The organism is Paenibacillus sp. 4624 (assembly GCF_050435065.1).
Taxonomy (GTDB): domain Bacteria; phylum Bacillota; class Bacilli; order Paenibacillales; family Paenibacillaceae; genus Paenibacillus; species Paenibacillus amylolyticus_D.
This window is the reverse complement of sequence record NZ_JBNDJR010000022.1, coordinates 1-15,883: the sequence shown is the minus strand read 5'-3', so window position 1 is coordinate 15,883 and position 15,883 is coordinate 1. Positions and strand designations below refer to the sequence as shown.

Annotated in this window: 24 protein-coding genes and 11 tRNA genes; 2 read left to right on the top strand and 33 right to left on the bottom strand. The window is 43.4% G+C overall.

The window, feature by feature from the left end; genetic code table 11:
• Positions 1-2: 2 nt before the first annotated feature.
• The 22 genes from ABIE27_RS29570 to ABIE27_RS29465 all read right to left on the bottom strand — a co-directional run bounded on the left by ABIE27_RS29570 (position 3) and on the right by ABIE27_RS29465 (position 12,865).
• Positions 3-1,337 (bottom strand): terminase large subunit domain-containing protein, encoded by a 1,335-nt coding sequence (locus ABIE27_RS29570; protein WP_429352117.1) that lies wholly within the window; start codon positions 1,335-1,337, stop codon positions 3-5.
• Positions 1,330-2,127: a phage terminase small subunit gene (gene terS / locus ABIE27_RS29565; RefSeq protein ID WP_429352116.1), complete on the bottom strand. Its 798-nt coding sequence runs from the start codon at positions 2,125-2,127 to the stop codon at positions 1,330-1,332. Before terS ends, ABIE27_RS29570 begins: the two co-directional genes overlap by 8 nt.
• Positions 2,128-2,616: 489 nt before the next feature.
• Positions 2,617-3,216 (bottom strand): tyrosine-type recombinase/integrase, encoded by a 600-nt coding sequence (locus tag ABIE27_RS29560; protein WP_429352115.1) that lies wholly within the window; start codon positions 3,214-3,216, stop codon positions 2,617-2,619.
• A 69-nt stretch (positions 3,217-3,285) separates the two neighbouring features.
• The gene (locus tag ABIE27_RS29555) at positions 3,286-3,693 is read right to left on the bottom strand and encodes a hypothetical protein (RefSeq protein WP_429352114.1); all 408 of its coding nucleotides are present in this window, start codon (positions 3,691-3,693) and stop codon (positions 3,286-3,288) included.
• Positions 3,694-3,916: 223 nt separating this feature from the next.
• Positions 3,917-4,195, bottom strand: coding sequence for a hypothetical protein (locus tag ABIE27_RS29550; protein ID WP_429352113.1), 279 nt, complete (start codon positions 4,193-4,195; stop codon positions 3,917-3,919).
• Complete coding sequence (locus ABIE27_RS29545; protein WP_429352112.1) at positions 4,188-4,397, bottom strand: DUF7681 family protein; 210 nt, start codon at positions 4,395-4,397, stop codon at positions 4,188-4,190. Before ABIE27_RS29545 ends, ABIE27_RS29550 begins: the two co-directional genes overlap by 8 nt.
• A 74-nt stretch (positions 4,398-4,471) precedes the next feature.
• Complete coding sequence (locus ABIE27_RS29540) at positions 4,472-4,948, bottom strand: hypothetical protein (protein ID WP_429352111.1); 477 nt, start codon at positions 4,946-4,948, stop codon at positions 4,472-4,474.
• 271 nt (positions 4,949-5,219) lie between these two features.
• Positions 5,220-5,714 carry an ArpU family phage packaging/lysis transcriptional regulator gene (locus tag ABIE27_RS29535; protein WP_429352110.1) on the bottom strand — a complete coding sequence of 165 codons (495 nt, stop codon included), beginning with the start codon at positions 5,712-5,714 and terminating at the stop codon, positions 5,220-5,222.
• A gap of 91 nt (positions 5,715-5,805) precedes the next feature.
• The gene (locus ABIE27_RS29530) at positions 5,806-6,141 is read right to left on the bottom strand and encodes a hypothetical protein (RefSeq protein WP_429352109.1); all 336 of its coding nucleotides are present in this window, start codon (positions 6,139-6,141) and stop codon (positions 5,806-5,808) included.
• Between the two features lie 16 nt (positions 6,142-6,157).
• Positions 6,158-6,502, bottom strand: a complete 345-nt coding sequence (locus ABIE27_RS29525; protein WP_429352108.1) for a DUF7694 domain-containing protein — start codon at positions 6,500-6,502, stop codon at positions 6,158-6,160.
• 24 nt (positions 6,503-6,526) lie between these two features.
• Entirely contained in the window at positions 6,527-6,961 is a 435-nt protein-coding gene (locus ABIE27_RS29520; protein ID WP_429352107.1) for a hypothetical protein, read from the bottom strand.
• Positions 6,933-7,268 carry a hypothetical protein gene (locus ABIE27_RS29515; protein ID WP_429352106.1) on the bottom strand — a complete coding sequence of 112 codons (336 nt, stop codon included), beginning with the start codon at positions 7,266-7,268 and terminating at the stop codon, positions 6,933-6,935. The genes ABIE27_RS29520 and ABIE27_RS29515 overlap by 29 nt, the downstream gene beginning before the upstream one ends.
• Positions 7,269-7,337: 69 nt before the next feature.
• Positions 7,338-8,651 (bottom strand): replicative DNA helicase, encoded by a 1,314-nt coding sequence (dnaB, locus tag ABIE27_RS29510; protein ID WP_429352105.1) that lies wholly within the window; start codon positions 8,649-8,651, stop codon positions 7,338-7,340.
• Positions 8,644-8,952 carry a replicative helicase loader/inhibitor gene (locus ABIE27_RS29505; protein WP_429352104.1) on the bottom strand — a complete coding sequence of 103 codons (309 nt, stop codon included), beginning with the start codon at positions 8,950-8,952 and terminating at the stop codon, positions 8,644-8,646. Before ABIE27_RS29505 ends, dnaB begins: the two co-directional genes overlap by 8 nt.
• The gene (locus ABIE27_RS29500) at positions 8,891-9,943 is read right to left on the bottom strand and encodes a replication protein (protein WP_429352103.1); all 1,053 of its coding nucleotides are present in this window, start codon (positions 9,941-9,943) and stop codon (positions 8,891-8,893) included. Before ABIE27_RS29500 ends, ABIE27_RS29505 begins: the two co-directional genes overlap by 62 nt.
• Before the next feature lie 32 nt (positions 9,944-9,975).
• Positions 9,976-10,275 carry a hypothetical protein gene (locus tag ABIE27_RS29495; RefSeq protein WP_429352102.1) on the bottom strand — a complete coding sequence of 100 codons (300 nt, stop codon included), beginning with the start codon at positions 10,273-10,275 and terminating at the stop codon, positions 9,976-9,978.
• Complete coding sequence (locus ABIE27_RS29490) at positions 10,266-10,658, bottom strand: hypothetical protein (protein ID WP_429352101.1); 393 nt, start codon at positions 10,656-10,658, stop codon at positions 10,266-10,268. The genes ABIE27_RS29495 and ABIE27_RS29490 overlap by 10 nt, the downstream gene beginning before the upstream one ends.
• Before the next feature lie 137 nt (positions 10,659-10,795).
• Positions 10,796-11,284 (bottom strand): helix-turn-helix domain-containing protein, encoded by a 489-nt coding sequence (locus tag ABIE27_RS29485; protein ID WP_429352100.1) that lies wholly within the window; start codon positions 11,282-11,284, stop codon positions 10,796-10,798.
• Positions 11,285-11,381: 97 nt separating this feature from the next.
• A complete protein-coding gene (locus ABIE27_RS29480; protein WP_429352099.1) occupies positions 11,382-11,912 on the bottom strand; it encodes a hypothetical protein in 531 nt (176 codons plus the stop codon).
• Positions 11,909-12,283: a hypothetical protein gene (locus tag ABIE27_RS29475; protein ID WP_429352098.1), complete on the bottom strand. Its 375-nt coding sequence runs from the start codon at positions 12,281-12,283 to the stop codon at positions 11,909-11,911. The genes ABIE27_RS29480 and ABIE27_RS29475 overlap by 4 nt, the downstream gene beginning before the upstream one ends.
• Before the next feature lie 52 nt (positions 12,284-12,335).
• Positions 12,336-12,620: a helix-turn-helix domain-containing protein gene (locus tag ABIE27_RS29470; RefSeq protein ID WP_429352097.1), complete on the bottom strand. Its 285-nt coding sequence runs from the start codon at positions 12,618-12,620 to the stop codon at positions 12,336-12,338.
• Between the two features lie 32 nt (positions 12,621-12,652).
• Positions 12,653-12,865: a helix-turn-helix transcriptional regulator gene (locus ABIE27_RS29465; protein ID WP_429352096.1), complete on the bottom strand. Its 213-nt coding sequence runs from the start codon at positions 12,863-12,865 to the stop codon at positions 12,653-12,655.
• 163 nt (positions 12,866-13,028) lie between these two features.
• On the opposite strand from ABIE27_RS29465, the gene ABIE27_RS29460 reads away from it, so the two are divergent.
• Positions 13,029-13,373: a helix-turn-helix domain-containing protein gene (locus tag ABIE27_RS29460; RefSeq protein WP_429352095.1), complete on the top strand. Its 345-nt coding sequence runs from the start codon at positions 13,029-13,031 to the stop codon at positions 13,371-13,373.
• Positions 13,374-13,521: 148 nt separating this feature from the next.
• Positions 13,522-14,745 (top strand): tyrosine-type recombinase/integrase, encoded by a 1,224-nt coding sequence (locus ABIE27_RS29455; protein WP_429352094.1) that lies wholly within the window; start codon positions 13,522-13,524, stop codon positions 14,743-14,745.
• Between the two features lie 80 nt (positions 14,746-14,825).
• Here the strand turns inward: ABIE27_RS29455 and ABIE27_RS29450 are convergent.
• From ABIE27_RS29450 to ABIE27_RS29400, 11 genes are all read right to left on the bottom strand, one after another.
• Positions 14,826-14,896, bottom strand: a tRNA-Gly gene (locus ABIE27_RS29450).
• 11 nt (positions 14,897-14,907) lie between these two features.
• Positions 14,908-14,981, bottom strand: a tRNA-Pro gene (locus ABIE27_RS29445).
• 16 nt (positions 14,982-14,997) lie between these two features.
• Positions 14,998-15,074: transfer RNA gene (locus ABIE27_RS29440), tRNA-Arg, on the bottom strand.
• Positions 15,075-15,080: 6 nt separating this feature from the next.
• Positions 15,081-15,155, bottom strand: a tRNA-Gly gene (locus ABIE27_RS29435).
• An 11-nt stretch (positions 15,156-15,166) separates the two neighbouring features.
• Positions 15,167-15,247 (bottom strand) — tRNA-Leu (locus ABIE27_RS29430).
• A gap of 12 nt (positions 15,248-15,259) precedes the next feature.
• Positions 15,260-15,332: transfer RNA gene (locus ABIE27_RS29425), tRNA-Lys, on the bottom strand.
• Between the two features lie 8 nt (positions 15,333-15,340).
• Positions 15,341-15,415 (bottom strand) — tRNA-Gln (locus ABIE27_RS29420).
• Between the two features lie 8 nt (positions 15,416-15,423).
• Positions 15,424-15,499: transfer RNA gene (locus ABIE27_RS29415), tRNA-Val, on the bottom strand.
• 13 nt (positions 15,500-15,512) lie between these two features.
• Positions 15,513-15,584: transfer RNA gene (locus ABIE27_RS29410), tRNA-Glu, on the bottom strand.
• A 10-nt stretch (positions 15,585-15,594) separates the two neighbouring features.
• Positions 15,595-15,667, bottom strand: a tRNA-Thr gene (locus tag ABIE27_RS29405).
• Between the two features lie 3 nt (positions 15,668-15,670).
• Positions 15,671-15,746, bottom strand: a tRNA-Asn gene (locus ABIE27_RS29400).
• Positions 15,747-15,883: the final 137 nt, after the last annotated feature.

Genomic DNA, 15,883 nt, shown 5'->3' with positions numbered 1-15,883 from the left:
TTCTATACCTCCAGTCCCTTCTTGAATGGCTGTACGGCGTATTCACTACTATCCAAGCAGTCTACCGGGTAACTTCCGTCATCGGTTCTTACCCATTCGCCTTTCTGGCGCTCTGTCTCGTCCCATGTGGCGTTCTCAATGGCTTCAATCCAGTGTTTCAAATGTGCCATGATCTTGTACCGCCCTTGGTTGATTAGAACGTTCGTCAATCTGATCCGGTCAACGATGCCCTCTTTCTTGTAAGCAGGCACGACCCGGATGTGTATCCCCCGCCGCTTCAACTCATTAGCCAGCGCCTGCCGGAACAGCTTATCAGCAGATTCAGCAAAGATATGAGTACACGACAAAAAAGCCGGATAGGTTTCCGACCACTCTACAATCTTTTCGACAATCTCTTTAGCGTAACGGTCATGTGTATAGCCGTTCTCTTTGCCCTGCTTGTGGTAATAGCCGTCCAGCAGTATGACCTTGCCATATCGTGGCGTGAATCCCGTGAGTGTGGCAACCGTAGCATCAGTGCCCCCAACGTCTATACCGATGGAAAACTCAATGAACCGTTCAGCCAAGATATGCTCTCGGGTAATGATGACATCCTTGACAGTGTAACCCGTGTATATCCGACCTGTAGCCGCTGTGCGTTCTCCCTTAATTTCTGACTTATACCACAAACTGGTCTTGTCATAGGTAAGCAGCAACGCCTTTAGACGGTCATCCGGTATGCTCAGGTTGTCAAACACGGTGAAGTGCTGATAATTGTACCCTGCGTTCTGCCCCTGCTTTAACAACTCATCCTGAAAGTCCAGAATGTCTGCATAGAACCAATGGGCTGGCGGCTTAGGGTTAAGATCAAAGAACAATTGCCGCTTGGTGGATGCCAACGTCCGGTCAAACACTTCCTTTACGAACGATGGATGACACTCGTTGACCTCTGTTACATAGGCGGTACCATAGGAATTACCCTTGATTAGCGCGGCGTTATTAGCCTTACCACCGCCTGCAATGATGACGATCTTCTCACCAGTCTTGGTTTGAATGAAAAGCGCGGCACGATCCTTGTATTCACCTTCTCGGCAACGGCCCTTAAACAGCCATTGCAGACCGAACCCGTTCGAATCTATGGCATTCATCTTGGTTGCTGCCATACTCACCCCAGCGACCAAATGAAGCTTGTCCGGGTGAACCTCCAGACACATAGCATAGGCAATCAGATTAATGATGTTCTTTCCTGCACGTTTGCCGCCCTCGGCTACATTAAGCCAGGAGTCTTGGCAACGCCGGATATACTCCGACTGCTTGGTATTAAACGGTGCATATGGGATCAAGGCCGTATCAGTCATCATCTATCACCCGTTCCGGCACAGGGTTGTTAATCAAGTCTGCCAGTGCGGTGATTTGCTGGTTCAGGTCAAGCTTACTGTTATCTGGAACCTTGCCGCGCATTACGGCAATGCTAGCCTTGATCTGCTCCAAGCGTTGTTTCTGCGCTTCATTCACCTCATCCGGGGTAGCCAGCCGCAAAACGTCTTCATACTTCTTGATACTGCCGCCCAGCGCTGTCCATGCAGCAGCCATGGCTTTCAGGCTGTTCGCTGATCGATCCCATGCAAACTGAAACTCATATTCCTGTTCGGTTACCATTTGTTCAAGCTTAGGCTCTTTCTTCGTACCTGTGTTATGGACTTCAAATTTCTGCTTTTTGATTTCCTTAATCATTTCATCCTTGCCCGTCACATGCTGTGTCTTCAAGGCACGTATGATGTTGGTGAGCTGGATGCGTATGCCCTCCCACAATATATCAAGCGTGGTGAGCTCGGCTGTCGTGTCGTAAATCTCCCGTGTTTCTTCATCATCTGGCAGGAACTTGCGGAACAGACCGTGTTTAACGGCCTTATCATTGCCAATCGGCCCGCCGTGCCCACCTCTATTACCTACCGCGTTCCGGTTACCCTTGGGCGCTCCGGCTCGCGGCTCAGGCTGTTTCTCCCATTCATCAAGGCTTTTCCATTTACGAACAAGCCCATCACTGATTCCAAGCTTTTCAGCAATCTCTTTTGGCTTCATTTCCTTGCCACTGGCGAACCACATTGCCATTGCTTTCTTACGATCCGGGCTTCTCTCTCTAGCCATTACACGTTCACCTCACCTCCAAGTACAATTTATGCACGTTTTATGCACAGACATATGTCTAAAACCCTGAGTTTTGTACATATGTACTTTCCCATGATCACGCCGAAAACCCTGATTTCACGGGCTTTTTGGCACCTAAACGAATTATGTTGATATACATAGTTTATGCATAAACCCGAAAACCCGCGTCATTACTGGATTTTTCACTTTATCGGATTTTGATTATTTCCCGACTTATTGCCTACAAACGGGACGTTTATTCATCGATTATACAGCCGGAATTGAGTTGGTTTTCTTAGAATGAGTCTAAATAGATAAATATCTAATTGTTTTTCTTCAAATCCAACCCAAAATAAAAACCATTTTTGATCCATTTATAACCAATTTAAGTAAGTAGAGTGAAACATAACTCTATTTCTGTTGCACTGGAGAAAGATTAAGAATCCGATAAGATCAAGCTTTGTACCACTCCCCCATTTGAGTGCAACATCAACCGGATTGTGTATAACTCAAACGGCGTATTGCATCATCCATAGCGTCCTGGGTGATACCCAAATACAGCAAAGTGGTCACCATATCCTCATGTCCTAGCATCTCCATTAGTAACGCTAGATTGCGTGGATCGTCGTTATAAAGGTGATAACCCCACGTCTTTCTGAGTGAATGGACACCAATGTCTGTAAGCCCAAAGCGCTTGGCTATTCCACTGATCATTTTATAGGCTGTTATCCTATGAATAGGCTCTCCCACAGCTCCTGTGATCGTCTTCCGTTGTCTGCTGGGGAACAAATAATCATCATCGTCCATATCTTCAATGTAAATCATTAAATCATCGTAGATATCCGGGTGAATGATGAACTTTTTACGTTTGCGCTTCTTACGTTTCCGGTTTTTGGTCTTCTGAGCCACATAATTGATATGCTCCTGATCACGAACCGAAACCACTTTGAGCTGCAATAAGTCAGATACCCGTAATCCACTATGAACGCCCATACTAAAGAAAATGTAATTACGGAAACTGGTCACCTTTAGGTAATTTTTGATTTGTTCAACAATGGCTTTATCCCGAATTGGTTGAACCTCGTTCATACCACCACCTCGATTAAATAAAGATGAAATTTAAAAAAGCGCCTTTATAATAGGCGCTCGTCAATTTAACTAACCTGCAAAAAGCTTTGCAACAATTTTGTCAGTTATTGGTTTTGCAAGGTCAGTACCTTTCTTCCATTGCTCAGAACCTTCGTTGAACAAAGCTTCATTGGTAACCAATGCATCCAGATCAATAGCATCGGCTTTTTTTTCAGTACCCTTGATGAATGCATCAAATGCATTAACAAAATCGTTATGTTCTTCTGCAACAATGCTGGGAACATTCATTCTCAACATTTGTTCTTTACATTCTTTATATTCTTTAAATGAATTTGAGTATGATTCTTTTTTATGCTTAAGCATCTCGAAAGTCGTGGCACTTAAACGATTGACTTCACCAAATTTTTTCGATATTTGTTCGATTTTTTCGCCTATTTTTCCTAACTCTAGAGCATATTTTTTGTACTCTTCTTTCATCTCTATCACCTCCTTATCACCTTCTTTCGACAATTAGGAAGGAATTCCCTCTTCTGGTGTCGAAAGAACTAGGACGAAAGGAGGTCAGGCGCTTGTTTGAACGATTGTATGATGAAATCGGAAAACCACTTTTACTACGCTGTGTTTCCCTTGCTGCTGTACTTGTCTTTTTATACATGATAGCTCAAGCAGTCTCAAATTAAGTCGCTAATGCGGCTTTTTTTCAACACCGACTCCGTGCTACCTGAAGAACCGGCTTACGATTCAGAACTTGATGCTGCATCGGTAGTGATTTCGGTAGATCACGTAAGCGAAGCGGCTTTGTCTTCACAGGCTGCTCATCATATGACTCGATCAGTTCCAGCAGATCAATGACTCCCTGACGCTCCTGAATCGCATTGGCGAAGTTTGCGAAAGATTCGCTCAAGCGTACAAATGCTCGACGCATCTTTTCAAACATGTGCTTATGCCGATCGTTGATCCGATCCGTTTCGCTATTCATTCCTTGCTACCGCAGCATTCGCCCAGAATACAGCCTGTTCCAGATTCGTTTGTGCCAACGATTGCTCACGTGACTTTGGTGTCTGCTCATCGATCAAGCAGGCCAGCTCCTTCGCCTTAGCCCTGATAGCTTCGTATTTGGCTGGCTGACCCTCTTTAGGTGAATGATAGCTGAAATTGTTCTCAATCTGCGGATTCTTCATGATTTCGACCTCCTGAATAGTTTTGCGGAACGCAAAAAAGCCGCCGTATGGCGACTCATGATTAATTGTTGATGTCAGGAAAATTTTCCTGAGCTGTTTGGCTTTTTCTTTCTCCACTGGCCGCTTTGGTCAATGAATGCTCCCTTATACCTTCCCGCTTGTAACTGAAGTATCATTTCATCATCAGGCACATTCATAATTCGAGCAAGTTCATAAGAAGAGTAATAATCTCTGTCGTTAAACTCGAAAGGTATTTGTTCACTCATCTCATAAAAGAAAGTGTACATGTTTTCAGAAGTTATAGGGCCAAGCTTTGCATCCTTGAACAGTTCGTTCCAGTTGTGTTGTGTTAACTCCATCAACGTAATGTTTGTTCCAAATGACCGATGCAATCGACTAATCATTGCAGTATTTAGTGGAGTCTGTATCAATTCACTACATCCATACATATCCAAGGGCAGAAACGGCTTACGAAAAGCAATACTTTCTTGAATAGAGAATCCACGATCAGCCATATCTTTTAAGTGCACCTTGAATTTCTTGTAATCCATGTACATTTATATCACCTTCGCAAATCATGCTGTGTTTTCCATATTCTACAGGTTTAGTTTCCAAAATGTACAATGGTAATTAATTCCTACAATTGATTTTCCCAAGCAGTTGGGAAAACGTAGCCTGCCATGAGAATGAAAAAAAGACGGGGGTAACCTTTGGTATGAAATACCTCTGGTGTTCCTCTCGTCCTATTTCCACAATACAAATATATCATGCCTAAACCAAAACGGCGTGCCAATTTGCGGCCAAAATCCTGCCAAAAATGTTTCACTTAGCGGCCACTTTTTTTTCTTCGATATCGATCGTTTCTAACGGATCAACCAGCACTTCAAGTCGAAGAGATAGCGACAATTTATATATTGCCCTAGCTTTCATTCTACGGAAGGAACGTTCCCCCATATTCATATCAGCACAAACGTTGTAATCAAATACGTCCTCGTCTTCTAAAAATCGCCGCTCGATCAGTTCTCTTTCTTTCCGGCTGAGCTTCTGCAGCGCACGATCCAGCATGATCGAATGTTCCTCCAGCTCTGCTTCCTTATCCACGTTCCAAATAGCTGTGTCCTGTGTTGCCATACTAATTTGATTGGTGCTGCCGTGTTCTCTTGGAGAATAGTTCGGCGTTGTGCCGATTTCCCTGCGTGTCATACCGATCTGCCGATAGATACGGACAGTCTCCAAACGATCCTCCACATTGCGGCGGGTTTGTTCACTGTCCAGCGCCGGCAGACCCAAAGTTAATTGTACAGTTTTCTTTGTCATATAATCCCCTCACCTGTGGTATAATTGGGTGAGTTGTTATGTATCACTAAATCCCCCGCCTGGCCGCCAAGCTCGCGGGGGATTTTTATGTTCAAACTATGATGCCCTGATCCCTCAAACTGAGGAACATTTTATGAAATGCTCTCTTTCGAACCTTTGTGTATGTGTCCTTGGAGATTGGTGGTTCCATATATACCGTGTATACTCTGAGGTCTGTCCGATAGAAGTCAATTAGGTACCGTTCACTAATCAGGTGGCTTTCCACTTCATTGAGAGACTTTACTGCTTCGTCAATAGCTTCCTTAAATGCCTTATACTCCGGGTTGTCAGTCAAACATTTACACATATCGTACTGTTCAAAGACACCCCGCATTACTTTTGCTACTTTTTTATGGTCTACAGTTGGTATGACCGATTTGACTTTCATTTCCTTCCCTCACCCCCTAAACTTTAATCGTGAACGGTAGCTCCATACCTGCAGGAAGTACCCAAAGATGATACATATTCGTTTCATCTACCAGATCTGCGGATGCTGGGAAGACCTCTATAGCAGTTCGTTCTGTTCCCAATAGCTCATTCTTGATTCGCTGTTTCTCTGCCCAAGATATATCTGTACCGCCTACGTTTCTGATACAGGCATGAATGACTTGGCCCCACTCTGTTTCTACAGGTCTTGTCATAACGGCATACTGACCATCCTCGCTACTGTACACCCGGTCCAGCTCCGCAAACCATCCGCTACCAGCTCGCAGACTTTTTGGTGAAGGCCGCCCAATCCACTTTCCCACTGTATTTACTCCCTTCTTTTTCGACTATGAACCTGTCTGATTATTCAACGAATTTCTCAACTTAGCTCTATCAAAATATGATTGAAGGTCGTTACGATTTTTTACAGTGTAATGACGGGCTGATTGTGTTTTGATAATAGACCTGACTTCACGTTTAGCCTGGCTGAAATAATGTATCAGCCCGAGTTTAACCACAACTTCATATAGCGCACGCCACTGCTCATTCTCTTCCTTTGCATGTCTCCGTCTTCTCCTGTTTTCCTGGTACTGCCAAAGAAGTTCTGTAGGGTCTATCTCTTCGGGGCCTAATAGTTCAAATGCATGTGTTAAATCTGCCGCCTCTCCATCGCAAGCTCCTATACTACTTGCGGTGTGATCGAATTGATCTTTGATGTACTTGACCAACTCGTGAAGCTGATTAGCTGCGTCTTTAGGTGATGTTGCTATTGCTGGTTCCATGTTCTCTGTCCTCACTTTCATTGAGCTGCTTACACAGCCCATCGTATTTATCCATGGCAGGTATTCGGCGCGGATCATCAGGAGCAAGAGAGTCGATAAACTCAGCTCCCTTCAAAATCCGGTGTCGCAACCGTTCTTGATAATAATTGACCAGTTCGCGGAAGATGACTTCGAAGTGGTCTAGGATTTCATCCCGTGTTTGATAGATGCACCCCTGACTTTTTAGGCGAATGGCGGTATGTTCGTCCACCTGTCCGTTAATCAAAGCTGTTTCAATATGCTTCACCAAGATTGTTTGGTATTGCATAATGAGTCTCACGTTGTTTTCTAACTCCAGATGTTCTGACGAACCCGACATACTATCCCGCCTTTCTCGTCAATAATCGATTCGTGTAATATCAACAAACTTGCTTAAATTCTTCAAATACGCCATCTCAACAAGTCCCGTACCTGTGTTTCTCCCCTTGGCTACGATGATTTCAACAATATTTCGCTTTTCCGTCTCGGCGTTGTAGTAATCATCCCGATACAAGAAATCAATCTCGTCTGCATCTTGCTCAATGGAACCGGACTCCCGTAGATCGGACATCATTGGACGCTTATCCTGTCGCTGTTCAACGCCCCTGCTGAGCTGAGACAATACCTCTACCGGACAATCATTGTCCCGGGCTATCTGCTTTAAGTAGCGGCTGATATAGGCGATTTCCTGTTCACGGCTTGAGAACTTTTTGCCTGAGTTAATCAACTGCAGATAGTCAATCTGAATGAAAATTTCGCCGTATTCCTTCTTGAGCTGCTTGGTCTTAGCGGCTATCTGCTGAATAGTAATCCCCGGTGTATCGTCAATTACAATAGGTAAGCCGTCCAGAAGCATACGGGCGTTTGTGTAGTCCCCCCATTTTTCTGGACTTAAAAGACCTGTACGAAGCATATTTCCATCAATGTTCCCTATGTTCGCAAGCATCCGTTCGCCCAATTTCTTGCCGGGCATTTCAAGACTGAATATGCCGACTGTCGTACCAGCCTTAGCCGCCGCTTTGGAGTTGTTGAGCATGAAAGCTGTTTTTCCCACCGATGGCCTTGCAGCCACAATGATCAAATCTTGCTTCTGCCTGCCACCTGTAAGCTTGTTCAAGTCATACCCACAAGTGGGCACGCCTGTTATCCCTTTAGATTTACTTCTGGTGTCCAGGTCATCATCATGACCGTCCATTACTTCGCTGATTTTGATCATGCCCCGATCCGAAGGGGAACGTTCTGATAATTCTTCCGCGCCTGCCTTGATACCAGCAATTACTTCTAGTGGGTCTGATGACTCTTCGAGTGCCTGACGTTGTTCCTCAAGCAAACGTAGTGCTTGGCGTTTCAGTCCAAGGCTCTGAACAATTGAAATGTATTCCTTGGCATTGGCTGCCGTAGGTACCGAGTTAACCAGATTGCCAAGATAGTCAATGCCGCCTATATCTTCCGCAACACCCCGCGTTTCCAAATCTGCATAGAGCGTAACCAGGTCAACGGCCTGCTCTAATTCATGCAGGACAATTACCGACTCGAAGATAAGACGGTGCTGTGCAGAAAAATCATGGGGAGTAAGAAGCGCTACAGCAAGTGCTGTGTTATCTCCTGATCGGTCTAGCAGTAGGCTGCCTATCACTGCCTGTTCTGCTTGAACGTTGAAAAGGTTACTCATGGTCGTCACCTGATTTCAGCAGCGGAACGGCGTTTTGTTCCCATGATTCCATAAGAGCAAAACACTGCTGAGTTTCTATCCGAAGAATATCACTTGTCGTTGATGTATTCGCCCTGATATCGGCTATCGTAGGCGGCCACTTTGATGTCTTGATGTGGTGTTTCAAATTTTGAAGTGCTACAGTTTTTGATATATCCGATAGCATCTCTATCCACAAGTTAACGATGTCATCATTCAATTCAACTTGGGGGTATGCCGTAATAATTAGTGACATCAATTCGATTGTTTCCGTTTCTTTCATGTTGACCCTCCTGCATTCGTGAAATTAACAATTCTTTGTTCTGACTGAACCTTTTGTTCTGAATATTTGTAGCTGGAACGTTTGCCGTTTGAACCTGTGGTTCAGTGAAATCAGCATATCGTTCGTTTTTTGGGTTTAAAAAGGTGGAACCATGCATGATGAAATTTGTTTCGGTTTTGTTCAACAAACAATGCTGTGCGTAATGCTGTGAACATTGAATTAAAAGTTCGGGTTTGACCTTTGCTTTTATTGCTCGATCCCACATGTTTTGGGCTGCTTTTTTTGCGGCCTTTTTCGGGTATGAATTCCAGAATGATTCAAAATCAGAAATGACCATATCTTTACTGTCTTTATCTTTTAATGTCTTTAAACTGTCTTTAGAAGCCCCGGAAGACGCGTCCTGTATAGGCTCAATGGATGTTGTGGTTATTGTTTCGATAACTGGCAGTTCTTGTTTTAATAACTCGTTTTCATTTATGGTTATCATTTCAATAACTGCCCCTGTATTTTCCGGTTCTTGTTTTGATAACTCAATACCTAAGTCATTAGTTATTGTATCGATAACTGAAGATTCTCTCTTTTCCGCTTCAGGATCGGTTATCGTTTCGATAACTTGACTCGCCTTGGATTCATTGAGGTTTAACCTGATCAATCCTTTGAATCTGTCATCATCCCACCTTTTTACCAACGTTACTTTCCAAATTTCAAAATCTTCGTTAAATGAGAATTTATTGTTTGAACGATTCCAAGTAATCACTTTGCATTCTTCAAGGAGTTTCAATTCTTTTGTAATGTTCGTTTTCCCGACACCACACAGTTCAAAATCTCTTAGTTGAGGGATGAGGGCGGTCTTGCGATTACAACCGAAGGATAAGCGCCAGACAAAGAACAAAATGTCCTTCTGGCGCTTAGTGAAGTCCCGACGAATGACCTCATCCCATATCTCGTTAGCAATAGTTATGAATCCTTTTCTCCTGCGAGAGTCGGTCACCCGTCTCACCTACTCTTTCTTTCCAAGCTGAATCAATTTATCGGAGTGGCAAAAGTCACATTCAGGAAGTTAAAAAGTGTTTCCTTCATATCCGCTTCACTCTCCTGCTTCCCGAGCCAACGGTAAATACACTGTGCTGTTAAATCCATATACTCATCAAGAGGTACTTGTCCTTTTAACTCACTAAAAATGTGTTCAACGACATCATCCGGATTATCACCGTTTGCTTTCCAGTTAAAGTTTAATGATGTGTATTTGCCCTCATATTCACTGTCTGGTACCCTAGGATGATTCTCCAGCAGTTCAATCAACATCATTGATGCTATTGACATAGGGCATCCCTCCCGTCCTCATACCAGCCACATGTGACTTCTGTTACCATATGCCCTTTATGTTCAACCGGACGAGAAAACCATTTAGCATAATGGTCATATTCTTTTGATGATGCCAGGATGAACGGAACATTCGTTTCAGGATCAATACCAGCATGAGTAGAAATCTCGACGCCGGAAAAATGAGGGATATGCTGAATAACTGTGGCAGTTGTACCAAGCAAGAAATGAAGATACTTTTCCTTCTCATCAGCCGTAATAACTTGAAGCGTAGCGGCTTCTTCCCAAAGCTGGATAGTACGTGAAACACCATGTTTCATAAGGAATTCTTTAGTGACAACTACAAGTTCACGTAAAGTTTCATGACTTAATTCAATTGACATATAAACTCTCTCCCTTTTAGGAGAGCCCTTGCGCTATAGGAAAATATGATGTTATAATGTGCGCGAAGGGACTTCTCCCTTTGATTTTGGTAGCCTTAACCGCCCCGCCAAGAGAGATTAAGGCTCACCATGGATGATTATCTAAGATGACTGACAGAAGCTGTGTACGCCGCTGTGATGGCTGACATGGCTTCTTTTTCGCGCACATCAACAATGGCAAGGATTTGGGCAAGATCGTTATTAATGCGGTCTTGGGTATAGTTCTCTTCATTCGAAATCGTAAAGATGAGGTCTAGGAGTTGTTTTTTCATTTCCCAATAAGCCATAAGTTCTGTGTGCTGATCTGATGTGACTGCTGGAGTTTTTATATTCCATGTTTCTTTTCGAGCCCCCAAGACATTCTCAGCCACTCCTGAATAAATGTGGCATCTGTCGGTACCGTAGAAGGTACAGAGTTTTACAAACTCATCAACAAAAGCCTGGCTTGCGTCGACTTCTAACTCAAGAATACGAGCCGCTGATATACCTGACTTTTCCGCAACTTCTTCGATCTTGTAACCAAAATTTTCCCGCGCTTCTTTCAACGTCAATTTCTGAGCAATAGAGATTCCGTCAGATCCGATCATCAGCGATTAACCCCTTTGTTTTGTTTTTGAATGTTACGTACAATGATGGCATGTTGCAGAGGGTATCCGAACCACAGTCGGGCAAGCTCAGGGAGAGTCATGAACTCACCTTCCCAACATAACCCACAGTTAATACCTGATTTCCGTCACCCAACACTTTCACAGCCTTGATGACTCTTCCTTCACGAATCAGATCGGTCAAGAATTGAAAGGCTTCTTCAAAGTGTTTTGAACCGATATCCATATGGATAACCTTGTCATTAAAATCAGGATCGAATGCTCTGGCTTCATCCAGTACGGCTCGTCTCATTATCACAGTGCTGAATTGTACAGAAAGGCACTCCGACGAAATGATGATGTCGATTGTCTGCTCAGAGATGTCGTAATCAAATCTGTGTGAATTTAAGTTAAATGAAAATTCAGCTTCACCAAGAACAACAATCATTGTTTGGTCTTCTGGAGCACAATCCAAAACACAATCCACACTGACAGGTTGATAATCACTTAATCCCATGATCGGGTCGGCCTGCCCCGCTCTAATTTCTGCACCACACAGCACTTTATGGTTCTGCATAACATTGAACAAGTGAAGTGCGTGTGATGGAGTAGTGTGTTTCCATTCAGTCATGCTTGTTCACTCCTTTGCTTTAATCTTTGGAGAAAATCAAAATACTTGTCATACTTGTAAATCCGTAATACATAGAGATGAGCCAACGTATTATCTACGGCCATCCACCAGTTATGTTCATAACGTTTATAGAAACTGTCTGATTCCATTGTCAGGGCATCAAGCATTAACTTTTCGCAATCATGTCCATCCTCGTAAAGAAACTCAAACCACTGAGACAGCCTTTCAATTCTGCTTGGTTTCGGCAGTATGTTAAGTACAAGCCATTCCACACCGTCTATCCCCTGAGACAGCTTATCAGCAATAATCTGATTTTCCATTTCAAAAGCTGCCTTGTTTTCTTGGTACCAATCAGTAAAATTTTTGATCATCTCAAGTCCCCTTTCCCTTTGATCCTCGTTCCATCACGTTGTTTCAGTTTTGTTACACTGTTCCAGTACACTGTTCCTGAGTGGTAATCCATTCATCCAAAGCGGTTTGCCGGAATCGATAATCCGTTCCAATCTTATAAAACTTGATTTCTCCCCTCTTACACATAAGCTGCAACATACGATCACTACAATTGAGATATGATGCAGCTTCTTGAGTTGTAAATGAGTTATGTTTAAGCCTTTGAACAATCAGCGGTTCAAACTTATCCATCAATCGTTGAAACACATCTTCACTCACTTCCGCTTTAAGTGATTCAATAAAATCCGAAGTGGACAAGATTACACCCCCTCACATCCTTTAATTCCACTTTAAGTTGACTTAAAGGTAAAACTAATCTCTTCATAGTTGATTCCAACCAGATTGGCAAATGCCATAACTTTTCCCAAAGTCATATCAGCAGCATCCTTTTCCCATTTACCAAGGGTTTGTCTGTGTACTCCAAGCTTTATAGCAGTTTCTTTTTGAGAAAAACCTCTCATAACTCTTGCTTGTTTCATAGTTAATTTCTGTTCAACTGGCATTCAACCCAATCCTCCTTTCAGTTGATTTAAGACAATCCTACTCGACTAAAAGTTGAATGTCAACATCATAATTCAACTTTTAGTCCTCTATAAGTTGAATTCATTCGACTTGTCTGTTATACTCACCTTATAGAAATCACAAAGAGCGAGGGATCGAATCTAAATGAATGATCAAGAATATGAATTCGGTATAGCTGAAAACTTAAAAATCCTTAGGAAGCGCTATGGAATTACTCAACAAGAATTAGCTGAGATAGCAGGCGTAACCAATAGTGCAGTTTCGGCTTGGGAAACTGGCGTCAAAGAACCTAGAATGGGGCCTATTGAAAGAATCTCACGTCATTTCAACATAAAAAAGAGTAATTTAATTGAAGTCGGAGGAATGGATCTTATTTCCTTTGATTTGGCAAACACTGTATCAGAACAATTTAAAGGCGAACATTTTTCTAAAGAAGAGATACAGGACATTATCGATTACATTCACTTTGTTAAATCCAAGCGCAAATAAAACTTACATACATATTCATTTTTAAATCATTTATCAGGAACTTGAATTCCTCTCGCACAAAACAGAACGTATATTCTTATTGGAGGTGAACTTTAATATGTACTTTAATTTTTAGTTTCATATAACAACGAAATGAGGAGATTTCAACATGGCTAATTGGATTGATAAAGGTAGCGGAAGGTACAAACTTATTGCTGAGTTGGGCTATGACGCTAAGAACAAACGTATTCGCCGGTCAATGACGATCACCTTGGATCGCAAACCACGTAAAGGTGAATTGGACTTAGAAGCAGCAAGGTTTGAGGAATCAGTAAAAAATGGAGATTGGATCAAACCAAACTTGATGGGTTTTGAAGACTTTATTAAAGAGTGGAAAAAGAATCATGCTGACCTTGTAATGGGAGAATACACACGAAAGATTTACATGTATTTTATCGAAAGCAGGCTCATTCCCACTTTTGGCCGGTATCAGCTTGATAAAATATCAACTATTCAGATCGTTCGTTTTTTCGCAGACTTAAAAGACCCATCCTCCAGACAAGACGGAAAGAACAAGCCCCTTGCAACAAATACCATACTCAATATTTACAAAGCACTAAAGAGTGTTTTCGACATGGCTCATGAATGGCAGATGATCGCAAAGAACCCAATGGAAGGTGTTCGCCGTCCTACGGCCCCGAAATCAGAACAGAGAGAGATTAAACATAGAAAGAAGTCTTACACTCACAAAGAAGCCGAAACAGTAATTACGGCGCTATACAGTGAGCCTGAGAACTGGAGAATGTATTTCATAGGTGTTTTATTGGGCGGGTACCGTAGAGGTGAATACCTTGGCGTCGAGTGGCCAGAAGTCGATTTCGTAAACAATAGGATTTTAGTTGAAAAACAGATCACATTTGATGAGGATGGAAAATCAATAGAGGGTGAACTAAAAGCAGTTGAGCATGAGGGATATGTACCTATGCCTGCCTGGTATATGCAAGAGCTGGCGGCGTTTAAACAGAAGCAGCTACGTGAACGTATGAAGATGCACCCGAATGACTGGAAAGGTGAAAATAAGGATTATGTATTCCGGAATAAATACGGGGCAAAATACTACCCCAATACTCCATCTCTGACTTGGAGAAAGTTTTTGGACAAACACGATCTACCACGAATAAGGCTCCATGACCTTCGTCATACGACAGCCATGTTGCTCCGCAATTACGGTGCCGATCTAAAAGCCATACAAAGTCAACTGAGACACACTAAACTTGCAACCACCTCAGATATATATGTGGAACGGGATGTACATGCTGCAGGAGGAGACAATCATTTTGAAGTTCTAAACCCCAAAAAACCTCTTGGACACCAAATGGACACCACATCATAAGATGTAGTGCCCATTTGTCGAATGATACTATTACGCTCAAACCTTTGCGCCACAAGGGTTTGAGCTTCTTTTTTAGGGAAAGCGGGTGATGGGAATCGAACCCACGCTATTAGCTTGGAAGGCTAAAGTTCTACCATTGAACTACACCCGCATAAACAAAAATCGGGATGACACGATTTGAACATGCGACCCCCTGGTCCCAAACCAGGTGCTCTACCAAGCTGAGCTACATCCCGATATGAAAGGTAATAATGGCGCGCCCTGAGAGATTCGAACTCCCGGCCTTTTGATTCGTAGTCAAACGCTCTATCCAGCTGAGCTAAGGGCGCAAATATTGGAGCGGAAGACGGGAATCGAACCCGCGACCCTCGCCTTGGCAAGGCGATGCTCTACCGCTGAGCCACTTCCGCAAAATAAGGGATGCGCGTGGAGGGACTTGAACCCCCACGTCAAAGACGCTAGATCCTAAGTCTAGTGCGTCTGCCAATTCCGCCACACGCGCATATAGTAAAAGTGAGTCATGAAGGATTCGAACCTTCGACACCCTGATTAAAAGTCAGGTGCTCTACCAACTGAGCTAATGACTCATATTAAATGGCTGGGGATATAGGATTTGAACCTATGCATGACGGAGTCAAAGTCCGTTGCCTTACCGCTTGGCTAATCCCCAAAAGTAGATGGTGGAGGCTGAGGGGATCGAACCCCCGACCCTCTGCTTGTAAGGCAGATGCTCTCCCAGCTGAGCTAAGCCTCCATAGGTATTGCTATGACCCGTAGGGGATTCGAACCCCTGTTACCTCCGTGAAAGGGAGGTGTCTTAACCCCTTGACCAACGGGCCCCATTTGCAGAGCTCTCAACCGGGATCGAACCGGTGACCTCATCCTTACCATGGATGCACTCTACCTACTGAGCTATGAGAGCAAATGGCTCCCCGAACAGGACTCGAACCTGTGACAACTCGATTAACAGTCGAGTGCTCTACCAACTGAGCTATCAGGGAATAATATGCATTTGCAGTGCAAATGCAATTCATCATACAATATCCACATGCAGAGCCTGTTTTCTATGTAAGATGAAAGAGTTCGCTTGGCGGCGTCCTACTCTCCCAGGACCCTGCGGTCCAAGTACCATCGGCGC

Bases quoted from the DNA above. Each gene is read 5' to 3' on its own strand.
- ABIE27_RS29570 (WP_429352117.1), bottom strand. From the start codon at position 1,337: ATGACTGATACGGCCTTGATCCCATATGCACCGTTTAATACCAAGCAG.
- terS (WP_429352116.1), bottom strand. From the start codon at position 2,127: ATGGCTAGAGAGAGAAGCCCGGATCGTAAGAAAGCAATGGCAATGTGG.
- ABIE27_RS29560 (WP_429352115.1), bottom strand. From the start codon at position 3,216: ATGAACGAGGTTCAACCAATTCGGGATAAAGCCATTGTTGAACAAATC.
- ABIE27_RS29555 (WP_429352114.1), bottom strand. From the start codon at position 3,693: ATGAAAGAAGAGTACAAAAAATATGCTCTAGAGTTAGGAAAAATAGGC.
- ABIE27_RS29550 (WP_429352113.1), bottom strand. From the start codon at position 4,195: ATGAATAGCGAAACGGATCGGATCAACGATCGGCATAAGCACATGTTT.
- ABIE27_RS29545 (WP_429352112.1), bottom strand. From the start codon at position 4,397: ATGAAGAATCCGCAGATTGAGAACAATTTCAGCTATCATTCACCTAAA.
- ABIE27_RS29540 (WP_429352111.1), bottom strand. From the start codon at position 4,948: ATGGATTACAAGAAATTCAAGGTGCACTTAAAAGATATGGCTGATCGT.
- ABIE27_RS29535 (WP_429352110.1), bottom strand. From the start codon at position 5,714: ATGACAAAGAAAACTGTACAATTAACTTTGGGTCTGCCGGCGCTGGAC.
- ABIE27_RS29530 (WP_429352109.1), bottom strand. From the start codon at position 6,141: ATGAAAGTCAAATCGGTCATACCAACTGTAGACCATAAAAAAGTAGCA.
- ABIE27_RS29520 (WP_429352107.1), bottom strand. From the start codon at position 6,961: ATGGAACCAGCAATAGCAACATCACCTAAAGACGCAGCTAATCAGCTT.
- ABIE27_RS29515 (WP_429352106.1), bottom strand. From the start codon at position 7,268: ATGCAATACCAAACAATCTTGGTGAAGCATATTGAAACAGCTTTGATT.
- dnaB (WP_429352105.1), bottom strand. From the start codon at position 8,651: ATGAGTAACCTTTTCAACGTTCAAGCAGAACAGGCAGTGATAGGCAGC.
- ABIE27_RS29505 (WP_429352104.1), bottom strand. From the start codon at position 8,952: ATGAAAGAAACGGAAACAATCGAATTGATGTCACTAATTATTACGGCA.
- ABIE27_RS29495 (WP_429352102.1), bottom strand. From the start codon at position 10,275: ATGTCAATAGCATCAATGATGTTGATTGAACTGCTGGAGAATCATCCT.
- ABIE27_RS29490 (WP_429352101.1), bottom strand. From the start codon at position 10,658: ATGTCAATTGAATTAAGTCATGAAACTTTACGTGAACTTGTAGTTGTC.
- ABIE27_RS29485 (WP_429352100.1), bottom strand. From the start codon at position 11,284: ATGATCGGATCTGACGGAATCTCTATTGCTCAGAAATTGACGTTGAAA.
- ABIE27_RS29480 (WP_429352099.1), bottom strand. From the start codon at position 11,912: ATGACTGAATGGAAACACACTACTCCATCACACGCACTTCACTTGTTC.
- ABIE27_RS29475 (WP_429352098.1), bottom strand. From the start codon at position 12,283: ATGATCAAAAATTTTACTGATTGGTACCAAGAAAACAAGGCAGCTTTT.
- ABIE27_RS29465 (WP_429352096.1), bottom strand. From the start codon at position 12,865: ATGCCAGTTGAACAGAAATTAACTATGAAACAAGCAAGAGTTATGAGA.
- ABIE27_RS29460 (WP_429352095.1), top strand. From the start codon at position 13,029: ATGAATGATCAAGAATATGAATTCGGTATAGCTGAAAACTTAAAAATC.
- ABIE27_RS29455 (WP_429352094.1), top strand. From the start codon at position 13,522: ATGGCTAATTGGATTGATAAAGGTAGCGGAAGGTACAAACTTATTGCT.